Here is a 25,496-nt window from a genome sequence, read left to right on the forward strand (position 1 = left end):
TCAGTTGGCGGGGATTACGCGGATTTCTTCGCCTGCTTCGTCGGTCGGGTCGCCCGGGGCTGTGAACCAGTGGGTTACTTCGCCGTCTTCCAGGTCGGCGGCTAGGTCGCCGGAGGGGAGGACGGAGAGGGCGCCGGCTGTGGCGGAGGCGAGGAATTCGCCGATGGCGGGGAGGCCGGTGGAGGACAGCGTGAATGTTGTCGATTCGTAGTCGATTTCGTTGTCGGCGCGGAGGGTGGCTGCGCGGTCGAGGGCTTCGGACTGGGTGAGGGTGGCCCAGGTTTCGGCGTGGCGGTAGATGAAGGCGGGGTCGGATTCGGACAGGGGGCGGACTCGGTCGGTGTAGGAGACCGGGTGGGCCGGGCGGGTGGCGAGGTCGGCCTGGACCTTGGGGTCCGAGGGGACGAGCCAGCGCACCGAGCTGGCCGCAGGTTCCTGGGCGATACCGAAACCGGCTCCGGCGGCGAGGATTTCGCCGAAGGACAGGCCGTTGGCGTACAACACCGCGGCACCGGCCTTGTGGATGGCCCAGACCGCCACTACGGCGTCGACGGTGTGCGGGAGGGCTACGGCGACGATGTCGCCGGGGCCCGCGCCGCGGTCGATGAGGAGGCGGGCCAGCTGGGAGCTGCGGCGGTCCAGGACGTGGTAGGCGATTTCCTGGCCGTCGGACAGCAGCGCCGGAGCCTGCGGGTCCTCTTCGACGACTTCGGCGAGCACGTTGGCCACGGTCGCGGTGCCGACGCGGGCGGCGTCGACGGCCGAATCGGCCGGGGTGACAGTGCTTTCCGCGAGGATGCGGGCGCGTTCACCGGCATCGAGGATGTCGATGTCGCCGACCAGCCCCTCCGGATCGCCGAGCAGTGCTTCGAGGATGCGGTTGAACCGCGCGGCCAGGGTGGCCACCTCGTCGGCGCTGAAGCGGCTGGCGAGGTAGCGCATCGAGATGTCGATGCTCTCGCCCGCCATGACGACCAGGCTCATCGGGTAGTGGGTGTTGTCGTTGATACCCACACCGCTCACCGACATGCCGTCGATGGAGCTGGCCGCCGCGATGGCGTCCTTGTCGACCGGGTAGGACTCGAACGCCATCATGGTGTCGAATTCCGCACCGGCACCGGCCAACCGCTGAATCTCGGGCAGTCCGATGTGGTGGTGCTCGAGCAGGTCGGCCTGATCGCTCTGGACCCGCTGCAGCAGGCCCGCGATGCTCAACCGGTCGTCGACGCGGATCCGCACCGGCACCGTGTTGATGAACAGACCCACCATGGATTCCACGCCCGGCAGGTCACCGGGGCGACCGGAGACCGTCGCGCCGAACACCACGTCGCTGCGCCCGGTGAGGCGGCCGACCAGCACTGCCCAGGAGGTCTGGATCAGCGTGTTCAGCGTGACGTTGAGTTCCCCGGCGCGCTTGGTCAGCGCGCGGGTGCGGTCGGCGTCGATATCCAGGGTGTGGCGGCCGATTTCGTAGTTCTCGTCCCGGCTCGGAGCCGGTGCGAGCGCTGTCGGCTCGCTGACCCCGGTCAGGGCGCGACGCCACGCCTCGAGTGATTCGTTGCGGTCCCGCCCGGCCAGCCAGGACAGGTAGTTGCGGAACGACGCCACCCGCGGCAGCGCGGACAGATCGCCACGCACCGCGTACAGCACCAGCAGGTCGCGCATGAGCAGCGGCATGGACCAGCCGTCCACCAGGATGTGGTGGGTGGTGATCACCAGGTGCACCAGCTCATCGCTGATCCGGAACACCGTGAACCGCATCAAAGGCGCGGCGGACAGGTCGAAGTGCTCGGCCTGTTCGACCGCGATCAGCTCACGCATGCGCGGATTGCGTTCGGCCTCAGGCAGATCCGTCAGATCGATGACCTTGAACGGGGCCTCGACCCGGTCCAGCACCACCTGGTGGGCTTGACCGTCGGAGTCGGTGACGAACGCGGTCCGCAGGCTCGGGTACCGGTCGAGAATGGCCTGCGCGGCCACCTTCAGCCGGTCGATGTCCACCACACCGCTCAGGTCGAGCACGGTCTGAATGGTGTAGACGTCCACCGTGTTCTGGGTGAGCATCGCGTGGAACAGCAGCCCCGACTGCAGCGGCGAGAGCGGCCACACATCCGACAGCGCCGGATACTGCTTCTCCCACACCTCGATATCGGACTGCCCGACCCGCACCAGCGGCAGGTCGGACGGCGTGAACCCGCCCGCCTCCGGACGCTTGGCATGCGTGGCGAGCGCGGTCAGCGCCGCCACGAACAGGTCCGCGAACTCCTGCACCCGCTCGCGCTCGAGCAGCCCGCGCGGGAAGGAGAAGGCCGCGCCCAGCTGCGGGCCGTCCTCACCGTCGGTGACGATGGCGTTGATGTCGAGGGTCGCGTTGGCAGGCATGTCGGCGTCCATGTCGCCGTCCAGGCGACCCAGATCGTCGACCGGCACCCAGCCGAGTTCGGCCATGCCCTCGGGCACCTCGCCCGCGGACATGCGACCCAGGTAGTTGAAGCTGATCTGGCCGACATCGGTGAGCTGCGAACCGGTTTCGGCGTTGAGGTAACGCAGCAGACCCCAGCCCAGGCCCTTGTCGGGCAGCGCCAGCAACTGTTCCTTGACCGATTTCACGATGTCGCCCAGGGCTTTTCCGCCCGCGAACGCGTCACCGAGGTCGGCGTCGCCCAGATCCAACCGGACCGGGAACGCGGCCGTGAACCAGCCGACCGTGCGCGAAAGATCCGCGCCCGCAACGATTTCCTCTTCGCGACCGTGGCCTTCGAGCTTGATCAGCGCGGACCCGCCCGAGGTCTGGCCACGCCAGCGGGTGACCGCCATGGCCAGTGCGGTAAGCAGACCGTCGTTGACGCCGCCGCGGTACAGGCCCGGCACGGAGGTGAGCACGGCTTCGGTGACCGACGCCGGCACGCTGACCTCGATGCGCTCGAGCGTCGAGAAGGTGTCGATCTTCGGATCGAACGCCCGCGAACCCAGCAGCGGATCCGGAGTCTCGGTAACCCGCTGCCAGAACGGCAGTTCCGCGACCCGCTCCGGGTTCCGCGACTCCTCGACGAGGGCGTGCGCCCAACGCCGCAGCGACGTCCCGGTCTCGGGCAGCGCCAGCGGCTGCTCGAATGCGAGCTGCGACCAGGCCAGACCCAGGTCCGGAATCAGGATGCGCCAGGACACACCGTCGACCACCAGGTGGTGGGCGATGATCAGCAGCACGTCGCGACGCACACGCGTCTCGTCGGACCCGCCGAAGGCGAACCAAACGAACTGCGCCATCACGGCATTCGCCGGATCCAGGCGACCCAGTGCCGCATCGAATTCGATGCTGCCGACCCGGGTCAGCTCCTCGTCGGAGACATCCCCGGCCAACTCGACCCGATGCACCAGCGCGTCGACATCCACGTCACCACGCGGCAGCACCTCGAACTCGAAGCCCTCGGCAGCGTTCCCGCGCAGTCGCGACCGCAGCACATCGTGGTGATCGAACACCGCGGTGAGCGCCCCGACCAGCGTCTGCCGGTCGATGCCGTCGGGCAGTCGCAGCGGCATGGTCTGCGAGAACCGTTCGAACGACGATCCGCTCGACAGCGTCGCGTGCATGATCGGCGTCAGCGGGATCTCGCCGACCCCGCCGCCCGGCAGCTCGGCCAGCTTGACCTGCTCGGTCTCGCCGCGCAGCGTCGCGACCTCGGCCAGCCCGGCCGGGGTGCGCTTGTCGAACACGTCGCGCGGCGAGAACACGATGCCGCGCGCCTTGGCTGCCGAGACCAGCTGGATGGACAGGATCGAGTCACCGCCGAGCGCGAAGAACGAGTCGTCCGCGCCGACCTGCTCGGCCCCGAGCAGCTCCGCGAAGACCTCCGCGATGGCCGCTTCCATTTCGCTGACCGGAGCGCGGAAGTCGCGCGCGGTGAACACCGGCTCGGGCAGCGCCCGGCGATCCAGCTTGCCCGCCGGGGTCAGCGGGATCGAGTCGAGGACCGTGATCGCCGTCGGCACCATGTATTCCGGCAGTCGACCGGCGACATGCTCGGTCAGAGCGGCGATGTCGATCGTCTGTCCCGGCACCGGCAGCACGTAGGCCGCCAGCACGGTGGCACCGGCTGCGGTCTTGTGTCCCACGGTGACCGCGAAGTCGACGGACTCGTGCGAGACCAGCGCCGCGTCGATCTCTCCCAGTTCGATGCGGAAACCACGCACCTTGACCTGGAAGTCATTGCGGCCCACGTACTCCACCGCACCGTCGGCGGTCCACCGGACCACGTCACCGGTGCGGTACATGCGTTCACCGGCCGCGTACGGATCGGCGACGAACCGCTCGGCACTCAGACCGGGACGCTCGTGATAGCCACGCGCCAGCTGGATGCCGGACACGTACAGCTCACCCGCGACGCCGACCGGCACCGGACGCAGTCGCGCGTCCAGCACCATGGCTCGCATGCCACGGATCGGTCCGCCGATGGTGACCGGCTCGCCCGCAGCCAGCGCGCCACTGATATTGGTGGCGACGGTGGCCTCGGTCGGACCGTACGCGTTGTGGAACGCACGAATCGTGCGGTCCGGCAACGGCACCGCCCACTTGGCGACCACATCCGGCGACACCGCTTCACCACCGGCGACCAGCACCCGCAGCGAATCCAGGCCCTTGGGATCGAAGGTGGACAGCGCGGCCGGGGTGATGAACGCGTGCGTGACCCGCTCGCGCTGCATCAGCTCCGACAGCTCCGCGCCACCGAAGACGCCCGGCGCGACGACCACCATGGTGCCGCCCGCGCCCACGGCGAGCAGGAACTCCAGGATGGACGCGTCGAACGACGGCGAGGCGAAATGCAGTGTCCGCGAACCGGAATCCAGCCCGTACCGCACCACCTGCTCGACCGCGAAGTTGGCCAGACCGGCGTGGGTGACCACGACGCCCTTCGGCACACCCGTGGTGCCCGACGTGTAGATCACGTACGCGACGTGCTCGGGCCGGACCGGTGCCCACCGCTCGGTGTCGGTGACGGGTTCGGCCGAGTGCGAAGCGATTTCGGCGTGCACCATCGGATCGTCGAGCGAGATCCAGCCCGCCAGGCTCTTGACCGGCGGCAGCCCCTCCAGCTCGGCGTCGACCGTCAGACCCAGCACCGCGCCGGAGTCGTCGACCATGTGCGCGATGCGATCGCCCGGGTAGGACGGATCCACCGGCACGAACGCCGCACCCGACTTGGCGACGGCCCAGATGGCCAGCACCGATTCGAACGAGCGTCGAATCGCCACGGCGACACGGGTTTCCGGCCCGGCACCGCGCTCCATGAGCACGCGCGCCAGGCGCGAGGACGCCGCGTCGAGTTCGGCGTAGCCCAGACCCTGCCCGTCGAAGACGACCGCCTCGCCGACCGGGTTGTTGGCGACGGCGTCGGCCAGCAGTTCGGGCAGCGTGCGCGGCGCGATGGCCGGACCGCCGGTGCGCGAGATCAGATCCGCGCGCTCGTCCTCGGCCAGGATCGACAGGTCGCCGACCGGGACGCGGGGCGCGGCGACGATCTCACCCAGCAGTCGGGTGAACCGCTCCGCGAAGCCCTCCACGGTCGCCTGATCGAACAGGTCACGGGCGTAACCGAATTCGGCGTACATGCCCTTGCCCGGTTCGGCCTCGGTCAGCGTGAGCTGCAGGTCGAACTTGGCGACCTCGTTCTCGAACTCGACCGCCGCGACCCGCAGGGCGGGCAGCTCGAAGGAGCTGTCGGGCAGGTTCTCGAACGACAGCGCCACCTGGAACAGCGGGTGCCGCGCGGTGGAGCGTTCCGGGTTGAGCAGCTCCACGAGCCGCTCGAACGGAATGTCGGCGTGCGCGAACGCCTGCAGGTCACTGTCCTTGGCACGCGCCAGCAGTTCGGTGAAGCTCTCGCGCCCGGTCACCTCGGTGCGCAGCACCAGGGTGTTGACGAACATGCCGATCAGGTTGTCCAGCTCAGCCTCGCCACGGCCCGCGATGGGCGCGCCGATGGCGATATCGGTGGTGCCGGACAGACGAGCCAGGAAGGCCGCGAGCGCCGTGTGCACGACCATGAACATGGTCGCGTTATTGGTGCGCGCGATCTGCTGCAGCCCGCGGTGCAGGTCGTTGCCGATCGGGAACAGCACCCGGCCACCGCGGAAGGACTGCGCGTTGGGGCGCGGCCGATCCGAGGGCAGGTTCAGCTCGTCGGGCAGGTCGGCCAGCGCGGTGCGCCAGTAATCGGCCTGCGAGGCAATGAGACTGGTGGCGTCGTCCTCGGCTCCGAGCAGCTCGCGCTGCCAGAGGGAGAAGTCGGCGTACTGCACCGGCAGCGGAGCCCAGGCGGGCGCGACACCGGCGGCGCGGGACGCGTAGGCCACCATGACGTCGCGGGTGAGCGGGCCCATGGACCAGCCGTCGGCGGCGATGTGGTGGGTGACGAAGACGAGCACGTGCTCGACCACGGCGGCGGAGCCGCCCATGGACTCTGTGGAGCCTTCGACGCGGAACAGCTTGGCGTGCACCGGAACCTCGACGGTCACATCGAAACCGGTGCCGATGACCGCGGCGATCCGCTCGGTCACCGAGTCCACCGACACCACGATCGGCGTCAGATCCGGAACGGCCTGCGCGGCAGGCACGATCGCCTGCGTCGCGGCACCATTGACCTGCGGGTAGATGGTGCGCAGCGTCTCGTGGCGGCCGATCACGTCGGCCACGGCCTGCTGCAGCGCCTCGACATCGAGCGAACCCGTCAGACGCACCGCGACGGGCACGTTGTAGGCGGCCGAGGCGGTGTCGAACTGGTTGAGGAACCACATGCGCTGCTGTGCCAGCGACAGCGGCACATTCTCCGGACGCGGTCCGGCGGTGAGCGCCTTGCGATCTCCCGCACCGGCATGCTGCTCGACCTTGGCGGCCAGCCCGGAAACGGTCGACGCCTCGAACACGGCACGCACGGGCACCCGCGCGTCCAGGGCCGCGCCGATACGCGCGGCGACCTGGGTCGCGAGCAGCGAGTTACCGCCGAGAGCGAAGAAGTCATCGTCCGCGCCGACTCGCTCGACACCGAGCACGTCCGCGATGACGCCTGCCACGATCTCCTCGATCGGGGTGGACGGCGCACGGAACGCAGTGGTCTCGAACTCCGGCTCCGGCAGCGCCTTGCGGTCCAGCTTGCCGTTCACATTGAGCGGCAGGGCCTCGAGGACCACGAACGCCGACGGCACCATGTACGACGGCAACGCCGCACTCAGCGCCGACTTCGTCAGCGGCACATCGATATCCGTGCCGGTCGGCACCAGGTAGGCGACCAGGCGGTCACCCGTGCGGGCATCCTGCTTGGCGATCACGGCGGTCTGTGCGATCTCCGGCAGCGCCAGTAGCGCGGCCTCGATCTCGCCCAGCTCGATACGGAAACCACGGATCTTCACCTGGAAGTCCGTACGACCCCGGTAATCGAGCTCACCATCGTTCCAAGCAACAAGGTCACCCGTGCGGTACATACGCTCGCCCACCGCGAACGGGTTGGCCACGAAACGATCCGCCGTCAAATCCGGACGCGCGAAGTAACCACGCGCCAACTGCGCACCGGCGAGATACAGCTCACCGGCGACGCCGTCGGGCACCAGGTTGAGGCGCGCGTCGAGGACGTAGACCTGCGAATTCCATTCCGGCACACCGATCGACACCGCACCGGCGTCGGCATCGGTGACGAGGTGGCTGGTGATGGACACCGCGGCCTCGGTCGGGCCGTAGAGGTTGAACAGCTGAGCGTTCGGGTTACCGGTACGGAACCGCTGCGCCACCGAGGCAGGCAGCGCCTCACCGATGGCCAGCACGCGACGCAGCGAATCGTTCAGCGTCCCTTCGGCTTCGGTGAGCAGCGAGTCCAGCATGGACGGCACCACGTGCAGCGTGGTCACCCGCTCACGAACCATCAGCTCGTTGAGGTACGCCGGGTCACGATGGCCGTCAGCCGACGCGATGACCAGTCGGCCACCGGACACTGCGGCCGACCAGAACTCCCACACCGAAAGGTCGAAGGTGGCAGCGGTCTTGAGCAGCACCGCGTCATCCGCACCGAGCCCGAATTCAGCTGTCTTCCACTGCAACTGGTTGGCGATGGCCGCGTGCGGCAGCGCCACACCCTTCGGACGACCGGTCGAACCGGACGTGAAGATGACGTAGGCGGTGTGCTCGGGCCGCAGCGGGGCGACCCGCTCGAAATCGGTGACCGGTCCGAGGTTGGCGCCGGCCGCGATCTCGTCGATCCGCACCAGCGGCGCGACGTCGGTCGAGAACTCGGCGTCGGCATTGGTCAGCACGCACACCGGCGCGGCGGTCTCCAGGATGTACCCGGTCCGCTCGGCCGGCTGATCCGGATCCACCGGCACATACGCACCGCCGGCGACCGATACCGCGTACATGGCGACCACCAGATCCACCGAACGTCGCAACGCCAGCGCCACCCGAGCCTCCGGGCCCACGCCCAGCGAGATCAGGTGCCGGGCAAGCCCGTTGACCCGCGCACCGAGTTCGGCGTAGGTCAGCGTTTGCCCGTCGGGCCCGATGAGCGCGATGGCGGTCGGCTTGGCCGCCACGGTCGCGTTGAGCATCGAGACCAGCGTCGCGGTCGAATCCACCTGGTGCGCGGTCGCATTGCGCGCATCCAGGATTTCGGCCCGCTCGGCCGGGGCCAGCAGCTCGATCGCGCCGACGGTGGTGCGCGGCGCGGCGACGATCGCGCGCAGCAGGTGCACGAACCGTTCCGCGAAGCCGTCCACGGTGTCGCGGTCGAAGATATCGGTGGCGTAGGTCAGGATGCCCGTGATGCCTTCGGCCGCACCGTCGGTGCCGTACAGGTCGGACACGATCAGGTGCAGGTCGAACTGCGACAGCTCGGTGTCCACGTCGAGGCCGGACACGCTCAGCCCCGGCAGTTCCAGGGTGGAGCGGGTCAGGTTCTGGAAGGACAGGCCCACCTGGAACAGCGGGTGCCGCGCGGTGGAGCGGGCCGGGTTGAGCACCTCGACCAGTCGCTCGAACGGCACGTCCGCGTTGGCGTACGCCTGGATGTCGGTCTCACGCTGACGCGACAGCAGGGCGTTGAACGGTTCCCCGCCGTCGACCTGGGTGCGGAACACCAACGTGTTGACGAACATGCCGATGAGGTCGTCGAGAACGGCCTCGCCACGACCGGCCATCGGGGTGCCGATGGCGATGTCGTCGGAGCCCGACAGTCGCGCCAGCAGCACCGCGAGCGCCGTGTGCACGACCATGAACAGCGTCGCGCCCTCGGTGCGCGCCAATTCGACCAGGCCCGCGTGCAATTCGGCGTCGATGCGGACATCGATCTTGCCGCCCGCGAAGGACTGCACCGCCGGCCGCGGCCGATCCGCCGGAAGATCCAGCTGGTCGGGCAGGCCCGCGAGGGCCTGCTGCCAGTAGGCGACCTGCTTGGCGGCGAGGGATTCCGCGTCCTTCTCGTCACCGAGCAGTTCGCGCTGCCAGATGGAGTAGTCGGCGTACTGCACCGCGAGCGGCTGCCAGCCCGGCGCCTGCTTGATGGAGCGCGCCGCGTAGGCGGTCATCAGGTCGCGGGTCAACGGGGCCACCGAGGAACCGTCACCGGAGATGTGGTGAATCACCAGTGCCAGCACGTACTCCGCGGGCACCGGCGCGTTCGGATCCACGATCTGGTACTGACCGGTGGGCGCGATATCGGCGAAGTCGAAGGTGTAGGCCGCCGCATGCGCGGCCGCTTCCGTATCCACCACCGGAGCGGACTCGGCGACCGGAGCGAACTCCGAACCCTCGATCTTGAACAGCGCCACCTTGATCGGCACCTCGACGGTGACGTCGAAGGAGGTGGAGGTCAGTTCCACCACCGCGCCGACGACCTCGTCGGCGGTCACGGTGCGCACCTCGAGCTCGGGCACGGCCTGCGCCGGCGGCAGGATGACCTGCACCGCGCCGTCCTCGGTCTGCGGGTAGATGGTGCGCAGGATCTCGTGGCGGGCAACCACATCCGCGATGGCGGCACGCAGCGCGTCCTCGTCGAGCGCGCCGGACAGGCGCACCGCGACGGGCACGTTGTAGGCCGCCGAGGCGGTGTCGAAGCGGTTGAGGAACCACATGCGCTGCTGGGCCAGCGACAGCGGAATGTTCTCCGGTCGCGGTCCGGCGGTCAGCGCCTTGCGGCCCGCCCCGGCGTCGCGTTCCACGCGGGCGGCCAGCGCCGCCACCGTGGACGCCTCGAACAGCAGTCGCACCGGCACCCGGGTGTTGAGCGCCTCGCCGAGGCGCGCGGCGACCTGGGTGGCCAGCAGCGAGTTGCCGCCCCATTGGAAGAAGTCGTCGTCCAGGCCGATTCGCCCGGCCTCGACGCGCAGCACGTCGGCGAACACACCCGCCACGATCTGCTCGATCGGGCTGACGGGTGCCCGGAAGACCGCCTTCTCGAAGGTGGGTTCCGGCAGTTCCTTGCGGTCGAGCTTGCCGTTGGCGTTGAGCGGCAACGCCTCCAGCGGCATGAAGACCGACGGGATCATGTACGACGGCAGTTCGGCGGCCAGCGCCGCCTGCAGCTGCTGCTTGTCGGGCTCGCCGTCGACACCGACCACGTAGGCCACCAGGCGATCGCCCAGCACCGGGTCGGTGTGCGCGACCACGGCGGCCGAGGCGACGGAATCGATACGCAGCAGCGCGGTTTCGATATCGCCGAGCTCGATGCGGAAGCCGCGGATCTTGACCTGGAAGTCGGTGCGGCCCCGGTACTCGAGTTCGCCGTTGTCCTGCCAGGCGACCAGGTCACCGGTGCGGTACATACGGGAACCGTTGTCGCCGAACGGGTTCGCGACGAACCGGTCCGAGGTGAGGTCCGCGCGGCCGTAGTAGCCGCGCGCCAGCTGCGCACCGGCCAGGTACAGCTCACCGGACACGCCCACCGGCACCGGCCGCAGGCGCGAATCCAGCACGTACACCTGGGAGTTCCATTCGGGCGAGCCGATGGACACCGACAGCTCGTCGCGCTCGGTGACCCGATGGTTGGTGATGGACACCGCGGCCTCGGTCGGGCCGTACAGGTTGAACAGCTCGGTGCGCGGACGCTCGCGCAGCACGCGCAGCGCCAACGGTCCGGGCAGCGCCTCACCGATGGCGAGGATGCGCCACAGCGAGTCCGGCAGCCCGTCGGTGAGCAGCGCGTCCAGCATGGACGGCACCACATGCAGGGTGGTCACCCATTCCCGCGCCATGAGCTCGTTGAGGTAGGCCGGGTCCTTGTGCCCGTCGGGCGCGGCGATGACCATGCGGCCACCGCAGGCCGCGGCCGACCAGAACTCCCACACCGACAGGTCGAAGGTGGCGGCGGTCTTGAGCAGCACCGCATCCGCCGGGTCGAGCCCGAATTCGGTGACCTTCCACAGCAACTGGTTCACGACCGCGCCGTGCGGCAACGCCACACCCTTGGGGCGGCCGGTGGAACCGGAGGTGAAGATGATGTACGCCGTGTTGGCGGCGTTCAACTCCCGCACCCGCTCGGCGGCCTTGACCGGCTTGGCCGAGCGGCCCGACAGGTCCAGCTCGTCGATGCTCAACACCTCGGCCAGCTCGGTCTCGAAACCGACTGCCGCCGTGGTGAGTACGGCCTTCGGCGCGGCCGTCTCGAGGATGTAGCCGACACGCTCGGCGGGCTGATCGGGATCGATCGGCACGTAGGCGGCACCGGACTTGGCGACCGCGTACATGGCGACCACCAGATCGGTGGAGCGTCGAATGGCAAGCGCCACCCGATCTTCCGTGCCGATGCCGCGCGCGATGAGCTCACGGGCGAGCTGGTTGACGCGAGCATCCAGCTCGGCATAGGTCAGCGATTCGGCCCCGTCGGCGGTGTCGGCGACGATGGCCACGGCCTTCGGATCGTCGGCGACGGCCTTGTCCAGCAGCGAAACCAGCGTGGCCGCAGAGGCACCCGCGAACACCGAGTCCACGTCCTGGCCGGTGTTGTTCCAGCGCTTCAGGATCCGGTCGTTCTCGTCGGCGTCGAGCAGGTCGAGGTCGCCGACCGCGACGCTGGTGTCCGCCAGGATGGCGTCGAGCACCCGCACGAACCGGTCGGCGAAGGACTGGATGGTCGTTTCGTCGAACAGGTCGGTGGCGTAACCGAATTCGGTGAGGATCTCGGCCGGGGTGCCGTCCTCGGTGTACCGGTCGTACAGCGTGACCTGCAGGTCGGTCTTGGCCAGCTGCGAGTCGAATTCGACCGCGGCCACGTGCAGGCCCGGCAGTTCGAAGGCGGTCTCGGCCAGGTTCTGGAACGACAGGCCCACCTGGAACAGCGGGTTGCGCGCGGTGGAGCGCACCGGGTTGAGCACCTCGACGAGCCGCTCGAACGGCACGTCGGCGTTGGCGAACGCCTCCAGGTCGCGTTCGCGGACCTCGGAGAGCAGCTGCGCGAAGCTCGCGCCGCCGTCGACCTGGGTGCGGAACACCAGCGTGTTGACGAACATGCCGATCAGATCGTCGAGTTCGCGCTCACCACGGCCCGCGATCGGGGTGCCGACCGCGATGTCGTCGGTGCCCGAGAGCCGGGCCAGCAGCACCGCGAGGGCGGCGTGCACGACCATGAACAGCGACGCGTTATTGGCGCGCGCCAGTTCGTGCAGCTTGGCGTGACGCTCGGCGTCGATATCGAAGCGCAGCGCCTTGCCGTGGAACGACTGCGCGGGCGGGCGCGGCCGATCGGTGGGCAGCTCCAGCTGGTCGGGCAGTCCGGCCAGGGCGCGAGTCCAGTACGAGACCTGCTTGGCGGCAAGCGATTCGGCGTCGTCCTCGCGGCCGAGCACCTCGCGCTGCCACAGCGCGTAGTCGGCGTACTGCACCGGCAGCGGAGCCCACTGCGGCACATCGCCGTTCGCACGCGCCACGTAGGCGGCCATGATGTCCCGCGCCATCGGGCCCATGGAGGAACCGTCGGCAGAGACGTGGTGGACGGTGAAGGCCAGCACGTGCTGGGTGGTCTCACTGTCGGAGATGCGGAACATCTTGACGGCCAGGGGCACCTCGACGGTGACGTCGAAGGTGGTCATGGCGAATCCGATGACCTTGCCGAGCAGTTCGGCCTCGGTCACATCCTCGGGCACCAGCGTCAGATCGGTCTGCGCGGTCGACAGCACCACCTGGTGCGGGCCGTCGGCCGTGCGCGGGTAGACCGTGCGCAGCACCTCGTGCCGGGCGATCACATCGCCGATGGCCTGCTGCATGGCGTACAGGTCCAGCGCACCGGTGAAGCGCACCGCCAGCGGAATGTTGTCTACCGCCGAAGTGCTGGTGTCGAATTGGTTGAGGAACCAGTACCGCTGCTGCGCCGGGGACAGCGGCAGCGTGGCGGGCCGTTCACCGGCGACCAGACGCGGGCGACGCCCGGATCCGGCATTGTGTTCCACCCGGGCAGCCAAGGCCGCGACGGTGGACGCCTCGAACAGATCGCGGACCGCGAGCTGGGTGTCGAGGGCCGCGCCGAGGCGGGCGGTGACCTGGGTGGCGATCAGCGAGTTGCCGCCGAGTTCGAAGAAGTCGTCGTCCATGCCGACCCGGCCGACGCCGAGCACGTCGGAGAAGATGCCCGCCACGATCTCTTCGATCGGGGTGGACGGGGCGCGGAACACCTTGGCCTCGAACACCGGCGCGGGCAGCTGCTTGCGATCCAGCTTTCCGGAGGCATTGAGCGGGAAGGCATCCAGCACGACGAAGGCGGTCGGCACCATGTAGCCGGGCAGGCCGTCCTGCAGTTCGGCGCGCACGGCCTCGGTGTCGACGCTGTGGCCGGCGGCCGGGATGACGTAGCCGACGAGCTGTTCGCCGAGCCGGTCGTCGCTGCGGACCACGACCACCGACTGGGCGATGGATTCGACGGCCGTGAGCGCGGCCTCGATCTCGCCGAGCTCGATGCGCAGACCGCGCAGCTTGACCTGGAAGTCGGTGCGGCCCAGGTATTCGATCTCCCCGCGACCGGTCCACTTGACCAGGTCGCCGGTGCGGTACATGCGCTCACCGGCGGCGAACGGGTCCGCGACGAAGCGGTCCGCGGTCAGATCCGGTCGCGCGACATAGCCGCGCGCCAGCTGCACGCCCGCCAGGTAGAGCTCACCCGCGACACCCGGCGCGACCGGGTGCAGACGCGAATCCAGCACGTACACACGGGTGTTGAACACCGGTGCACCGATCGGCACCGAGACGGTGTCGGCATCGGTGACCTCGTGATAGGTGACGTCGACCGCGGCCTCGGTGGGGCCGTACAGGTTGTGCACGCGGGCGCCGGTCAGCTCGCGCAGCTTCTGCGCGGTCGGCGCCGGCAGCGCCTCACCGGACGCGAACACCTGCGCCAGCGAGGTGAGTTCGGCGGCCTTGTCCGGATCGGCGTCCAGTCCGGCCACGAACACCGACATCATCGACGGCACGAAGTGCGCCGTGGTGACACCGGTCTCGATGATCAGATCCGCCAGGTAGGCGGGATCGCGGTGACCGTCCGGCTTGGCGATGACCAGCGTCGCGCCGATCTGCAAGGGCCAGAAGAACTCCCACACCGACACGTCGAAGGTGGCGGGCGTCTTCTGCAGCACCACGTCGTCGTCGAACAGGTTGTATTCGGTCTGCATCCAGACCAGGCGGTTGACGATGGCGCTGTGACTGACCGCCACACCCTTCGGGCGGCCGGTCGAACCCGACGTGAAGATCACGTAGGCGGTGTTGTCGCCGCGCAGCGGGGCGACGCGGTCCGCGTCGGTGATCGGGGCATCGGAGTAGCCGGACACGTCCAGCTCGTCGATCAGCAGTGTGCGCGTGCTGGTTTCGAAGCCGTCGCGGCCGGTGCTGAGCACGCACACCGGCTGGGCGGTGTCGAGCACGTACTGGTTGCGCTCGGCCGGGTGATCCGGGTCCAGCGGCACGTACGCGCCACCGGCCAGCGTGACGGCGTACATGCCGACCAGCAGGTCGACCGAGCGGCGCATGCCCAGGGCCACATAGGAATCCGGTCCGACACCCTCGGCGATGAGGTGCCGCGCCAGGCGGTTGGCCCGGGACGCGAACTCGCCGTAGGTCAGGCTCTCGCCCTCGAACACCAGCGCGGTGAGCTTCGGGGTCTGCTTGACCTGGTTGGCGAACATCGAGGCGAGGGTGACCTCGGCGGCGGTCTTCTTGCCGCCCAGGGCAACCCGCTTCACGTCGTACTCGGTGGCATTCCAGCCGCGCAGCACCTGACGACGCTCGACGTCGTCGAGCAGCTCGATATCGCCGACCAGCGCGGCCGGTTGCGCGACCACGGCCGACAGCAGCCGCACCAGGCGGTTGCCGAATCCGGCGATGGTGCCGGCGTCGAACATGTCGGTGGCGTAAGCGAATTCGGCGGTCATGCCGTCGCCGTCGGCGCGCTCGGTCAGGTTGAGGTGCAGGTCGAACTTGGCGGTGACCACGTCCAGCGGCACGCCGGCGACCTCCAGCCCCGGCAGGGTGAAGGTGGTCGCGCCGGTGTTCTGGAACGACAGCATGACCTGGATCAGCGGATGCCGGGCCTGCGAACGCGCCGGGTTGAGGATCTCCACCAAGCGCTCGAAGGGCAGATCGGCGTGACCGAAGGCGGCCAGGTCGGTGTCCTTGGTACGGGCCAGCAGATCGCTGAACCGCGCGCCGGAGTCGACGGCCGTGCGCAGCACCAGGGTGTTGACGAACATGCCGATGGCGTCGTCGATCTCCTGCTCACCACGACCCGCGACCGCGGTACCGATGGCGATGTCGTCACCGCCCGACAGTCGCGCCAGCAGGGCCGCGAAGGCCGCGTGCACGACCATGAACAGCGAAGCCCCGTGCTCGCGGGCCAGACCGTTGAGCCCGGCCAGCAGGCCCGCATCGATCGAGAACTCGTACACGCCACCGGCATTGGACGCCACCGCCGGGCGGGGACGATCCGAGGGCAGGTCGATCTGGTCGGGCAGCCCGGCCAGTTCGCTGCTCCAGTACGACACCTGCTGGGAGATCAGCGATTCGGCATCGTCCTCGTGGCCGAGGGTCTCGCGCTGCCACAGCGCGAAGTCGGCGTACTGCACCGGCAGCGGAGCCCACGCCGGCGCTTCACCATTGGCGCGCGCCGCGTAGGCGACCATGACGTCGCGGGCCAGCGGACGCACCGACCAGCCGTCACCGGAGATGTGGTGGACCACGAATACCAGGACGTGCGTGGGGGTCTCAGCGTCGGTGACCCGGAACAGTCCGGCGCGCACCGGGGCGGCGGCGGTCACATCGAAGCCGGTGAGCACCAGCTCGGCGATGCGCTCGCGCAGCTGTGCCTCGGGCACCCCGACCGCGAACAGTCCGGTGCCGCCACCGTGGATTCCGGCATTGGCGGCCGAGTCCAGGCGGACCTGATCGGCGGGCAGGATGACCTGCACGCCACGGCCTTCCGCGTTCTCCGGGTAGATGGTGCGCAGCACCTCGTGCCGCTCGAGCACGTCGCCGACGGCGGCCAGCAGGGCATCCACGTCCAGGTCGCCGGTGAGCCGGACCGCGAGGGGGATGTTGTTGACAGCCGAGGCGGTGTCGAAACGGTTGAGGAACCACATGCGCTGCTGTGCCAGCGACAGCGGGATCTCGGCGGGCCGCTCCCCCGCCACCAGGGCGGGTCGACGGCCGGTGCGGGCCTCGGTCTCCAGGCGCGCGGCCAGCCCGGCCACGGTCGGGGCCTCGAACAGCACGCGCACCGGGATGCGGGTGTCCAGCGCCGCGCCGAGGCGGGCGACCACCTGGGTGGCGATGAGCGAGTTGCCGCCCAGCTCGAAGAAGTCGTCGTCGCGGCCGATGGCGGCCTCGGTGCCGAGCACCTCGGCGAACACGGCGGCGACGCTCTCTTCGGCCGGGGTCGCGGGGGCACGGAACTCGCGCGCCTCGAACTCCGGCTCGGGCAGGGCACGACGGTCGAGCTTGCCATTGGCGTTGAGCGGCATGGCATCCAGCGACACCAGCGCGGCCGGAACCATGTAGGACGGCAGCTGCGCGGACAGGTGCGCACGCAGCACGTCGATATCGACGGCTCCGGCGGACGGCACCACGTAGCCGACGAGACGATCACCGGTGCGCGGGTCGGAGTTCATGACCACGACGGCCTGCGCGACGGACTCGTGCCCGGTCAGCGCGGACTCGATCTCGCCGAGCTCGATACGCAGACCACGCAGCTTGACCTGGAAGTCGGTACGGCCCAAGTAGGCAATGGAGCCATCGGCGTTCCAGCGCACCAGGTCACCGGTGCGGTACATGCGTTCGCCGAACCCGAGCGGGTTGGCCACGAAGCGATCGGCGGTCAGGTCGGCGCGGCCGACATAACCGCGTGCCAGCTGGCTACCGGCCAGGTAGAGCTCACCCGCGACACCCGGGGCAACCGGGTGCAGTCGCGCATCCAGGATGTACGCCTGCGCATTCCACACCGGACGACCGATCGGGACCGCACCCTGCACGTCATCAGCGACAGGCGCATAGGTCGCGTGGACCGTGAATTCCGTCGGACCGTAGAGGTTGTGCAGCTCGGCAGAACTCACCTTGCGGAAGGTGCGCACGACATCAGAGGTGAAGGCTTCACCGGCGATCAGCAGCGCCCGCAGCGAGGCCAGCTGCGCCGCATCGACGCTGGTGGCGAACACGCTGAGCATCGACGGCACGAACGACGTGATCGTGACACCCTCGGCCGCAATCACTTCCGCCAGGTAACCCGGATCCCGATGCCCATCCGGGGTGGCGACGATCATGCGACCGCCGACAGCCAGCGGCCCGAACAGCTCCCACACCGACACGTCGAAGGTCTGCGGCGTCTTCAGCAACACCACATCATCAGCCGACAACGCGTATTCCGAAGTGATCCAAGCGATCTGGTTCACGGCAGCCGCATGCGAGACCGCCACACCCTTCGGACGACCGGTCGAACCGGAGGTGAAGATGACGTACGCGGCGTTCGAAGACCGCAGCGGCGCAACACGATCCGCGTCGGTAACGGTGGCATCGGAGTAGCCGCTGACATCGAGGGTGTCGATCACCAGCACCGGTGCGGCCTCGTAACCGAACCCGTCACGCGAGGTGGTCAACACAGCCACCGGCTGCGCCGTCTCGAGCACGTACTCGATGCGGTCGGCAGGCTGATCCAGATCCAACGGCACATACGCACCACCGGCAGCCAGCACCGCATACATCGCCACCACCAAGTCGGTGGACCGGCGAATACCCAACGCCACCAGGGTGTCCGGGCCGACACCCGAGGCGATCAGGTGGCGGGCCAGCTGGTGCACGCGGGTCGCGAACTCGCCGTAGGAGAGAGCTGTCCCCTCGAAGCTGAGCGCGACCGCTTCGGGCGTCCGAGCGGCCTGCGCCTCGAACTGGCTGAGCAGCGTGTTCGCGGCATCGCCGGAGGCCAGGTGCAAGGCGTCGGCGAGCACGCTCTCCGGGACATCCGCCCAGCCGAGGGCCGGGTCGTCGTCCAGGACCGCACCGGTGCGGTCGGCGAGCAGTCCGCTCACCGATCCGGTGTTGCGGCTCCAGGTGTGGCGCACCAGGGTGCGCTCGGCGGGCTCGAGCAGGTCGATATCGCCGACGGCACGCTCGGGGTGGGCCGCAACGGCCTTGAGCAGCAGTGCGAAGCGCTCGCCGAAGCGGGTCATGGTGGCCGCGTCGAACAGGTCGGTGGCGTAGATGAGCTCGGCGGCGATGCCGGCGGGGGCCGCACCGTGGCCGTTGCCCTCGGCGGTGCCGAGTTGCTCGGTGAGCACCAGTTGCAGGTCGAACTTGGCGGTGTCGATGGGCAGGTCGACGGCGCTGACGGTCAGGCCGGGCAGTTCCAGTTCGGTGATGCCGGTGTTCTGGAACGACAGCATGACCTGGAACAGCGGGTGGCGGGCCTGCGAGCGGGCCGGGTTGAGGATCTCGACCAGGCGCTCGAAGGGCAGGTCGGCGTGACCGAAGGCTTGAATGTCGGTGCCGCGCACCGCGTCCAGCAGTTCGGTGAAGCCGCGGCCGCCGTCCACCTCGGTGCGCAGCACCAGGGTGTTGACGAACATGCCGATCAGGTCGTCCAAGGCGCGTTCGCCACGACCGGCGACCGGGGTGCCGATGGCGATGTCCTGCTCACCCGACAGGCGCGAGAGCAGCACGGCCAGCGCCGAGTGCATGACCATGAACAGCGTCGCGCCGCGGGTGCGGGCGAGTTCGCCGAGCTTGGCGTGGGTTTCGGCGTCGATGGTGAAGACGTGGGTCGCGCCCTTGCCGGAGGCGACCGCGGGACGCGGCCGGTCGGCGGGCAGTTCCAGCTGGTCGGGCAGCCCGGCCAGCGAGTCACGCCAGTACGAGATCTGCTGGGAGATCACCGATTCGCTGTCGCGCTCGTCGCCGAGCACCGACCGCTGCCACAGCGCGAAGTCGGCGTACTGGACTTCCAGTGCCTGCCAACCCGGTTCGCCGCCCTCGACGCGCGCGCCGTAGGCGGTCATCACGTCGCGGGTCAGCGGGCCCATGGAGAAACCGTCGGCCGAGATGTGGTGCACCACCAACGCGAGCACGTGCTCGGTGGGGCTGATCTCGAACAGTCGCGCCCGGAACGGCACCTCGGCGGTGACATCGAAGCCGGTCAGCAGGAACGCCGAAACCGCCTGCGGCAGTCCGGCTTCGGTGACCTCGACCGGGGTCAGGTCCGGAATGACCTGCCCGGTGGGCACGATCTCCTGGAACGCCTGCCCGTCGATCTCCGGGTAGCGGGTGCGCAGCGACTCGTGCCGCGCCAGCACGTCGGCCACTGCGATCTGCAGGGCCTGGCGGTCCACCAGACCCGACAGGCGCACGGCCGCCGGGATATTGTCCACGGCCGATTCGGGATCGAACCGGTTGAGGAACCACATGCGCTGCTGTGCCAGCGACAGCGGCAGCCGCTCGGGCCGCTGCTGCGCGGTCAGCTTCTCGCGAGCCCCCGCGCCGGAATGGGTTTCGGCCCGTGCCGCCAAAGCGGCCACGGTCGAGGCCTCGAAGATCTCGCGGACACCCAGGTGGGCGTCCAGCGCGGCCGACAGGCGCGCCGCCACCTGGGTGGCGATGAGCGAGTTGCCGCCGAGTGCGAAGAAGTCGTCGTCGAGACCGACGCGCTCGAGTCCGAGGATCTCGCCGAAGACACCGGCCACGATCTGCTCGACCGGCGTGACCGGGGCGCGGAACACCGCCGCCTCGAACACCGGCGCGGGCAGCGCCTTGCGGTCCAGCTTGCCGGAGGCGTTGAGCGGGAACTCGTCGAGCACCATCAGGATCGACGGCACCATGTAGGACGGCACGCGCTCGCCGACCTCGACACGGACCTTCTCCACGTCGACGGTCTGCCCGGCGGCCGGGATGACGTAGCCGACCAGCTGATCGCCGGTGTGCACGTCGCTGCGCACCACGACCACCGACTGCGCGATGGAATCCAGTGCGGTGAGCGCGGATTCGATCTCGCCGAGCTCGATGCGCAGACCACGCAGCTTGACCTGGAAGTCGGTGCGGCCGATGTAGTCCAGTTCGCCGTCCGCGGTCCAGGTGACGAGGTCACCGGTGCGGTACATGCGCTCGCCATCACCGAACGGGTTGGCCACGAAGCGATCCGAGGACAGGTCCGGTCGCGCCACATAACCGCGCGCCAGCTGCACACCCGCCAGGTAGAGCTCACCCGCGACACCGACCGGCACCGGCCGCAGTCGCGAATCCAGCACGTACACCTGGGTGTTGAACACCGGGCGGCCGATCGGCACCGAGTCCACGTCGGCGTCCACGACCTGGTGGTAGGTGACGTCGACGGCGGCCTCGGTCGGGCCGTAGAGGTTGTGCAGTTCCGCGCCGGTGAGCGCGCGCAGCTTGTGCGACGGCTTGGCCGAGAGCGCTTCACCGGAGGCGAACACCATGCGCAGGCTGGTGCACTGCGCAGCCGAATCCTCGGCCACGAAGACCGCGAGCATCGACGGCACGAAGTGGGTGACCGTGACGCCTTCGCGGGCAATGAGATCGGCCAGGTAGGCCGGGTCGCGGTGGCCTTCGGGCTTGGCGATCGCCAGGCGCGCACCGATCTGCAGCGGCCAGAAGAATTCCCACACCGACACGTCGAAGGTGGCCGGGGTCTTCTGCAGCACCACGTCGTCGGCGGTCAGGCCGTATTCGCCCTGCATCCACAGCAGGCGGTTGACGATGGCCGAGTGCGGCACCGCCACACCCTTCGGGCGACCCGTCGAACCGGAGGTGAAGATGACGTAGGCGGTATTCGAATCCCGCAGCGGCGCACGGCGTTCTGCCTCGCGCAGCGGAGCGGCCGAGTAGGCGCTGAGCTCCAGCTTGTCGATGCGCACCTGCGCGGTGTCGATCGCCAGATCCTCACCGGAGGTCAGCACGGTCACCGGGTCGGCGGTCTCGAGAATGTACTCGATGCGCTCGGCCGGGTGATCCGGGTCCAGCGGCACGTAGGCGGCACCGGTCACGGCGACGGCGTACATGCCGACCACCAGATCGATGGAGCGCCGCATACCCAGCGCCACAAACGATTCCGCGCCGACACCGCGCTCGATGAGCCAGCGGGCCAGGCGATGCACCTGCGCGCCGAACTCGGCGTAGGACAGACTCGTCCCCTCGAAGCTGACAGCAATCGCGTCGGGAGTCCGCGCGGCCTGCGCCTCGAACATCGCCACCAGCGTGTTCGGATCCTGCTCCGTCGACGGGACAACCGCGGCCAGGGCGGCGTCCACATCGAAGGCGGTGTCGTTCCAGGTCTTCACCACGAGCTCGCGCTCGGCGGCGTCGACCAGTTCGATATCACCCACGGCCGCAGCCGGTTCGGTGGTGATGGCGGTCAGCACGCGTACCAGGCGCTCGGCGATGCGGGCGACGGTGTCCTCGTCGAACAGGTCGCGCAGGTAGCCCGCGCGGATGCGCAGGCGGATGTCGAGCTGGGCGATGAGGGTCAGCGGGTAGTGGGTGGCGTCGGCGGCGTCGAGGCCGGTGACGGCCATACCGTCGATATCGGCGGCCTTGGCCCGGATGCCTTCGGCGTCAACGGGATAGGACTCGAACACCACGAGGGTGTCGAAGAGTCCGCCGATGCCTGCGGCCGACTGGATGTCGGCCAGGCCCACGTAGTGGTGATCCAGCAGGTCGGCCTGCTCGCCCTGGGTACGGGTCAGCAGCGAGCGCGCCGACTCGGCCGGGTCGAAGGCGACCCGCACCGGGACGGTGTTGATGAACAGGCCCACCATGGATTCCACGCCGGACAGCTGCGCCGGACGGCCGGACACGGTGGTGCCGAACAGCACGTCGTCGCGACCGGTGAGGCGGCCCAGCAGCAGACCCCACGCCACCTGCAACACGGTGTTGGGGGTGACGCCGATCTCGGCGGCCAGCGCGGTGAGGCGCGCGGTCGCCGCCTCGTCCAGCTCGAAGAAGTACTCGCCCGACAGGGCGGTGATCTCGTGCGCCGCGTCCGGACGGGTGAGCAGGGTCGGCTCGGACACTCCACGCAGCGAGGTCTGCCAAGCGGCCAGCGAGGCCGAACGATCCTGCGCGGCAACCCATTCCAGGAAGTAGCGGTAGGACCGCACCGGCGGCAGCACGGCGCTGTCGGAATGCGTGGCGTAGAGCACCAGCAGGTCCTGCATGAGCAGCGGCATGGACCAGCCGTCGAGCAGGATGTGGTGATTCGCCACGGCCAGCTGGTAGCTCGCGGGACCGGTGCGTACCAGCGTGTAGCGGATGAGCGGCGGTTCGGTCAGGTCGAAACGCTGTACCCGGTCGGCGGCCAGGATCTCGGCCGCGCGTGCGGCACGGGCCGATTCATCGGCGATGTCGGTGAGGTCGTGGTTGGTCCACGCCACCTTCACACCGTCGATAACCACCTGCACCGGGACGCCGGACGCGTCGTTCACGTAGGCGGTGCGCAGGATTTCGTGCCGCTCGAGCAGCGCCTGCGCGGCCGACCGCAGCCGGTCGGCGTCCACCCGGCCTTCCAGGGTGAGCACCGCCTGCGCGGTGTAGACGTCCACCGAGGTGGCGGCGAGCTGCGCGTGGAAGAGCAGACCGCCCTGCAGCGCGGACAGCGGCCACACCTGGCTCAGTTCGCCGTACTTGCGCTCCCAGCCGTCGATATCGCCCTGGGTGACGTGCACCAGCCCGAAGTCGGACGGGGTGTGCCCGCCGGCCTGCGCCGATTCAGCATGCTGCGCAACAGCTTCCAGCGCCGAGGTCCACAGTGCGGCGAACTCGGCGATCTCCTCGGCACCGAGCAGCGTGCTCGGGTAGCCGATATTCGCGGTCAGCTTGTCGCTGACCACGATGGCGTTGATGTCGATCGGGGCCATGGCGGGCATATCGCCGTCGTAGGCACCGGCCAGATCCGCGAGATCCGCGGCCGGGATCCAACCGAACCCGCGCAGCGCCTCGGGCACATCGCCCTCGTTGACGCGGCCCAGGTAGTTGAAGCTGACCTGACCCGGCAGCTGCTTGGGCAGCTGCGCGGCGGTGTCGGAGTTCATGTAGCGCAGCAGGCCGTAACCGATGCCCTTGTCCGGCACCGACAGCAGCTGCTCCTTGACGGCCTTGATGGCCCGGCCCATGGCGGGACCGCCGGTGAGAGCGGCCTCCACGTCGATGGCCGACAGGTCGAAGCGCACCGGGAAGATCGCGGTGAACCAGCCGACGGTGCGCGACAGGTCGGCACCGGGCACGACCTCTTCCTCACGCCCGTGGCCTTCCAACCGGACGAGGGCAGACTTCTCCCCCAGTCCCTTGGCGGCACGGAACTTGGCCACCGCCAACGCGAGTGCGGTCAGCAGACCGTCGTTCACGCCGCCGTGGAACAGCGCAGGCACGGTGGTCAGCAGCGACTTGGTGGCCTCGGTCGAGAGCTCGACGCGATGCTTGGCAATGGTCGCGGTGACATCCACGGCCGGATCCATGGCGCGCTCGGTGAGCAACGGATCCGGGCCTTCGACGACCTCACGCCAGAAGGACAGCTCGGCGACGCGCTCGTCGGTGGCGGCTTCCCGCTCAAGGGCGTGCGCCCAGGTGCGCATGCTGGTGGCCGGGGCGACCAGCTCGGGGGTCTGTCCTGCGGACAGCTGACCCCAGGCGGCGACGAAGTCCGGCACCAGGATTCGCCAGGTGACACCGTCGACCACGAGGTGGTGCGCGGCGACGACGAGGCGTCCGGCACGAGAGCTGTCGGACGGTTCCAGCCACACGAACCGGATGACCTGTCCCGCAGCCGGATCCAGCTTGTCGAGGGTGGCATCCAGTGCGGCGGTGGCGATCTCGACCAGCTGCTCGTCGGTGACGCCCGCGTCGAACTCGGTGCGATCGATGAGCGAATCCGCGTCGATCGTTCCGGCAGCGGCGGTTTCGACGATCCAGTCCGCGTCCGGCACCCGCCGCAGGCGCGCCCGCAGCATGTCGTGCCGGTCGATGACCGCGCCGACGGTGGCCGCGATACCCGCCCGATCGATCCCGATCGGCAGCTCGAGGGCCATGGTCTGGTTGAACCGGCCGAACTCGCCCGGCCGTCCCGCCATGAACCGCACCACCGGCGTCAACGGCATGACACCCACGCCGCCGCCGGGCAGCTCGGTCAGCTGCGGAGCCGAATCGCCCTGGCCGTCAGCGGTTTGCGCGACCGCGGCCAGACCGGACACGGTGCGCTGCTCGAACACGTCGCGCGGGCTGAACACCACGCCACGCGCCTTGGCGCGGGACACCAGCTGGATGGAGACGATCGAGTCGCCGCCCAGCGCGAAGAAGGAGTCGTCGATGCCGACGCGCTCGAGACCCAGCACCTCGGCGAAGACCTCGGCGATGGTGTGCTCGAGGGGGTTGCGCGCGGCCCGGAAGACCACCTCGGTGGCGAAGACCGGCTCGGGCAGCGCCCGGCGATCCAGCTTGCCGACCGGCGTCAGCGGCACCCGGTCGATGACCATGACCGAGGACGGCACCATGTACGCGGGCAAGCGACCCTCGACATGCGACGTCACGGCCGCGATATCGATCGAATGACCCGGCGTGGCAACCACGTACGACACCAGCGAGGTCGCGCCGGCGGCGTTCTTGTGGCCGACGGTGACCGCGAAGTCCACGCTCTCGTGCGAGGCCAGCGCGGCGTCGATCTCACCGAGCTCGATGCGGAAACCACGCACCTTGACCTGGAAGTCCGAGCGACCGACGTACTCGACGAGACCGTCCGGCGTCCAGCGCACCACGTCACCGGTGCGGTACATGCGCATGCCGTCGACGTACGGGTTGGCCACGAAGCGATCGGCGGTCAGGCCCGGCCGCGCGTGGTAGCCACGCGCCAGCTGGATGCCCGACAGGTAGAGCTCACCCGCGACACCCACCGGAACTGGCCGCAGACGGTTGTCGAGGATCAGCGACTGCATGCCCCGGATGGGGCCACCGATGGTGACCAGATCGCCCGGCACCAGCGCATCGCTGATGTTGGTCATGA

At 69.2% G+C, this 25,496-nt stretch carries 1 protein-coding gene (running past one end of the window); it reads right to left on the reverse strand.

The annotated features are described in order from the left end of the window. Positions 1 to 25,496, reverse strand: the 3' portion of a protein-coding gene (locus ACFXHA_RS23430) for a non-ribosomal peptide synthase/polyketide synthase (protein WP_379360094.1). Its footprint extends 18,361 nt past the window's final position; only the last 25,496 of its 43,857 coding nucleotides appear in the window; its start codon lies off the right edge, out of view — the gene reads right to left on this strand; its stop codon occupies positions 1 to 3.

Origin of the sequence: Nocardia sp. NPDC059240 (assembly GCF_042753865.1) — a bacterium.
In the GTDB taxonomy this organism is placed as follows: Bacteria; Actinomycetota; Actinomycetes; order Mycobacteriales; family Mycobacteriaceae; genus Nocardia.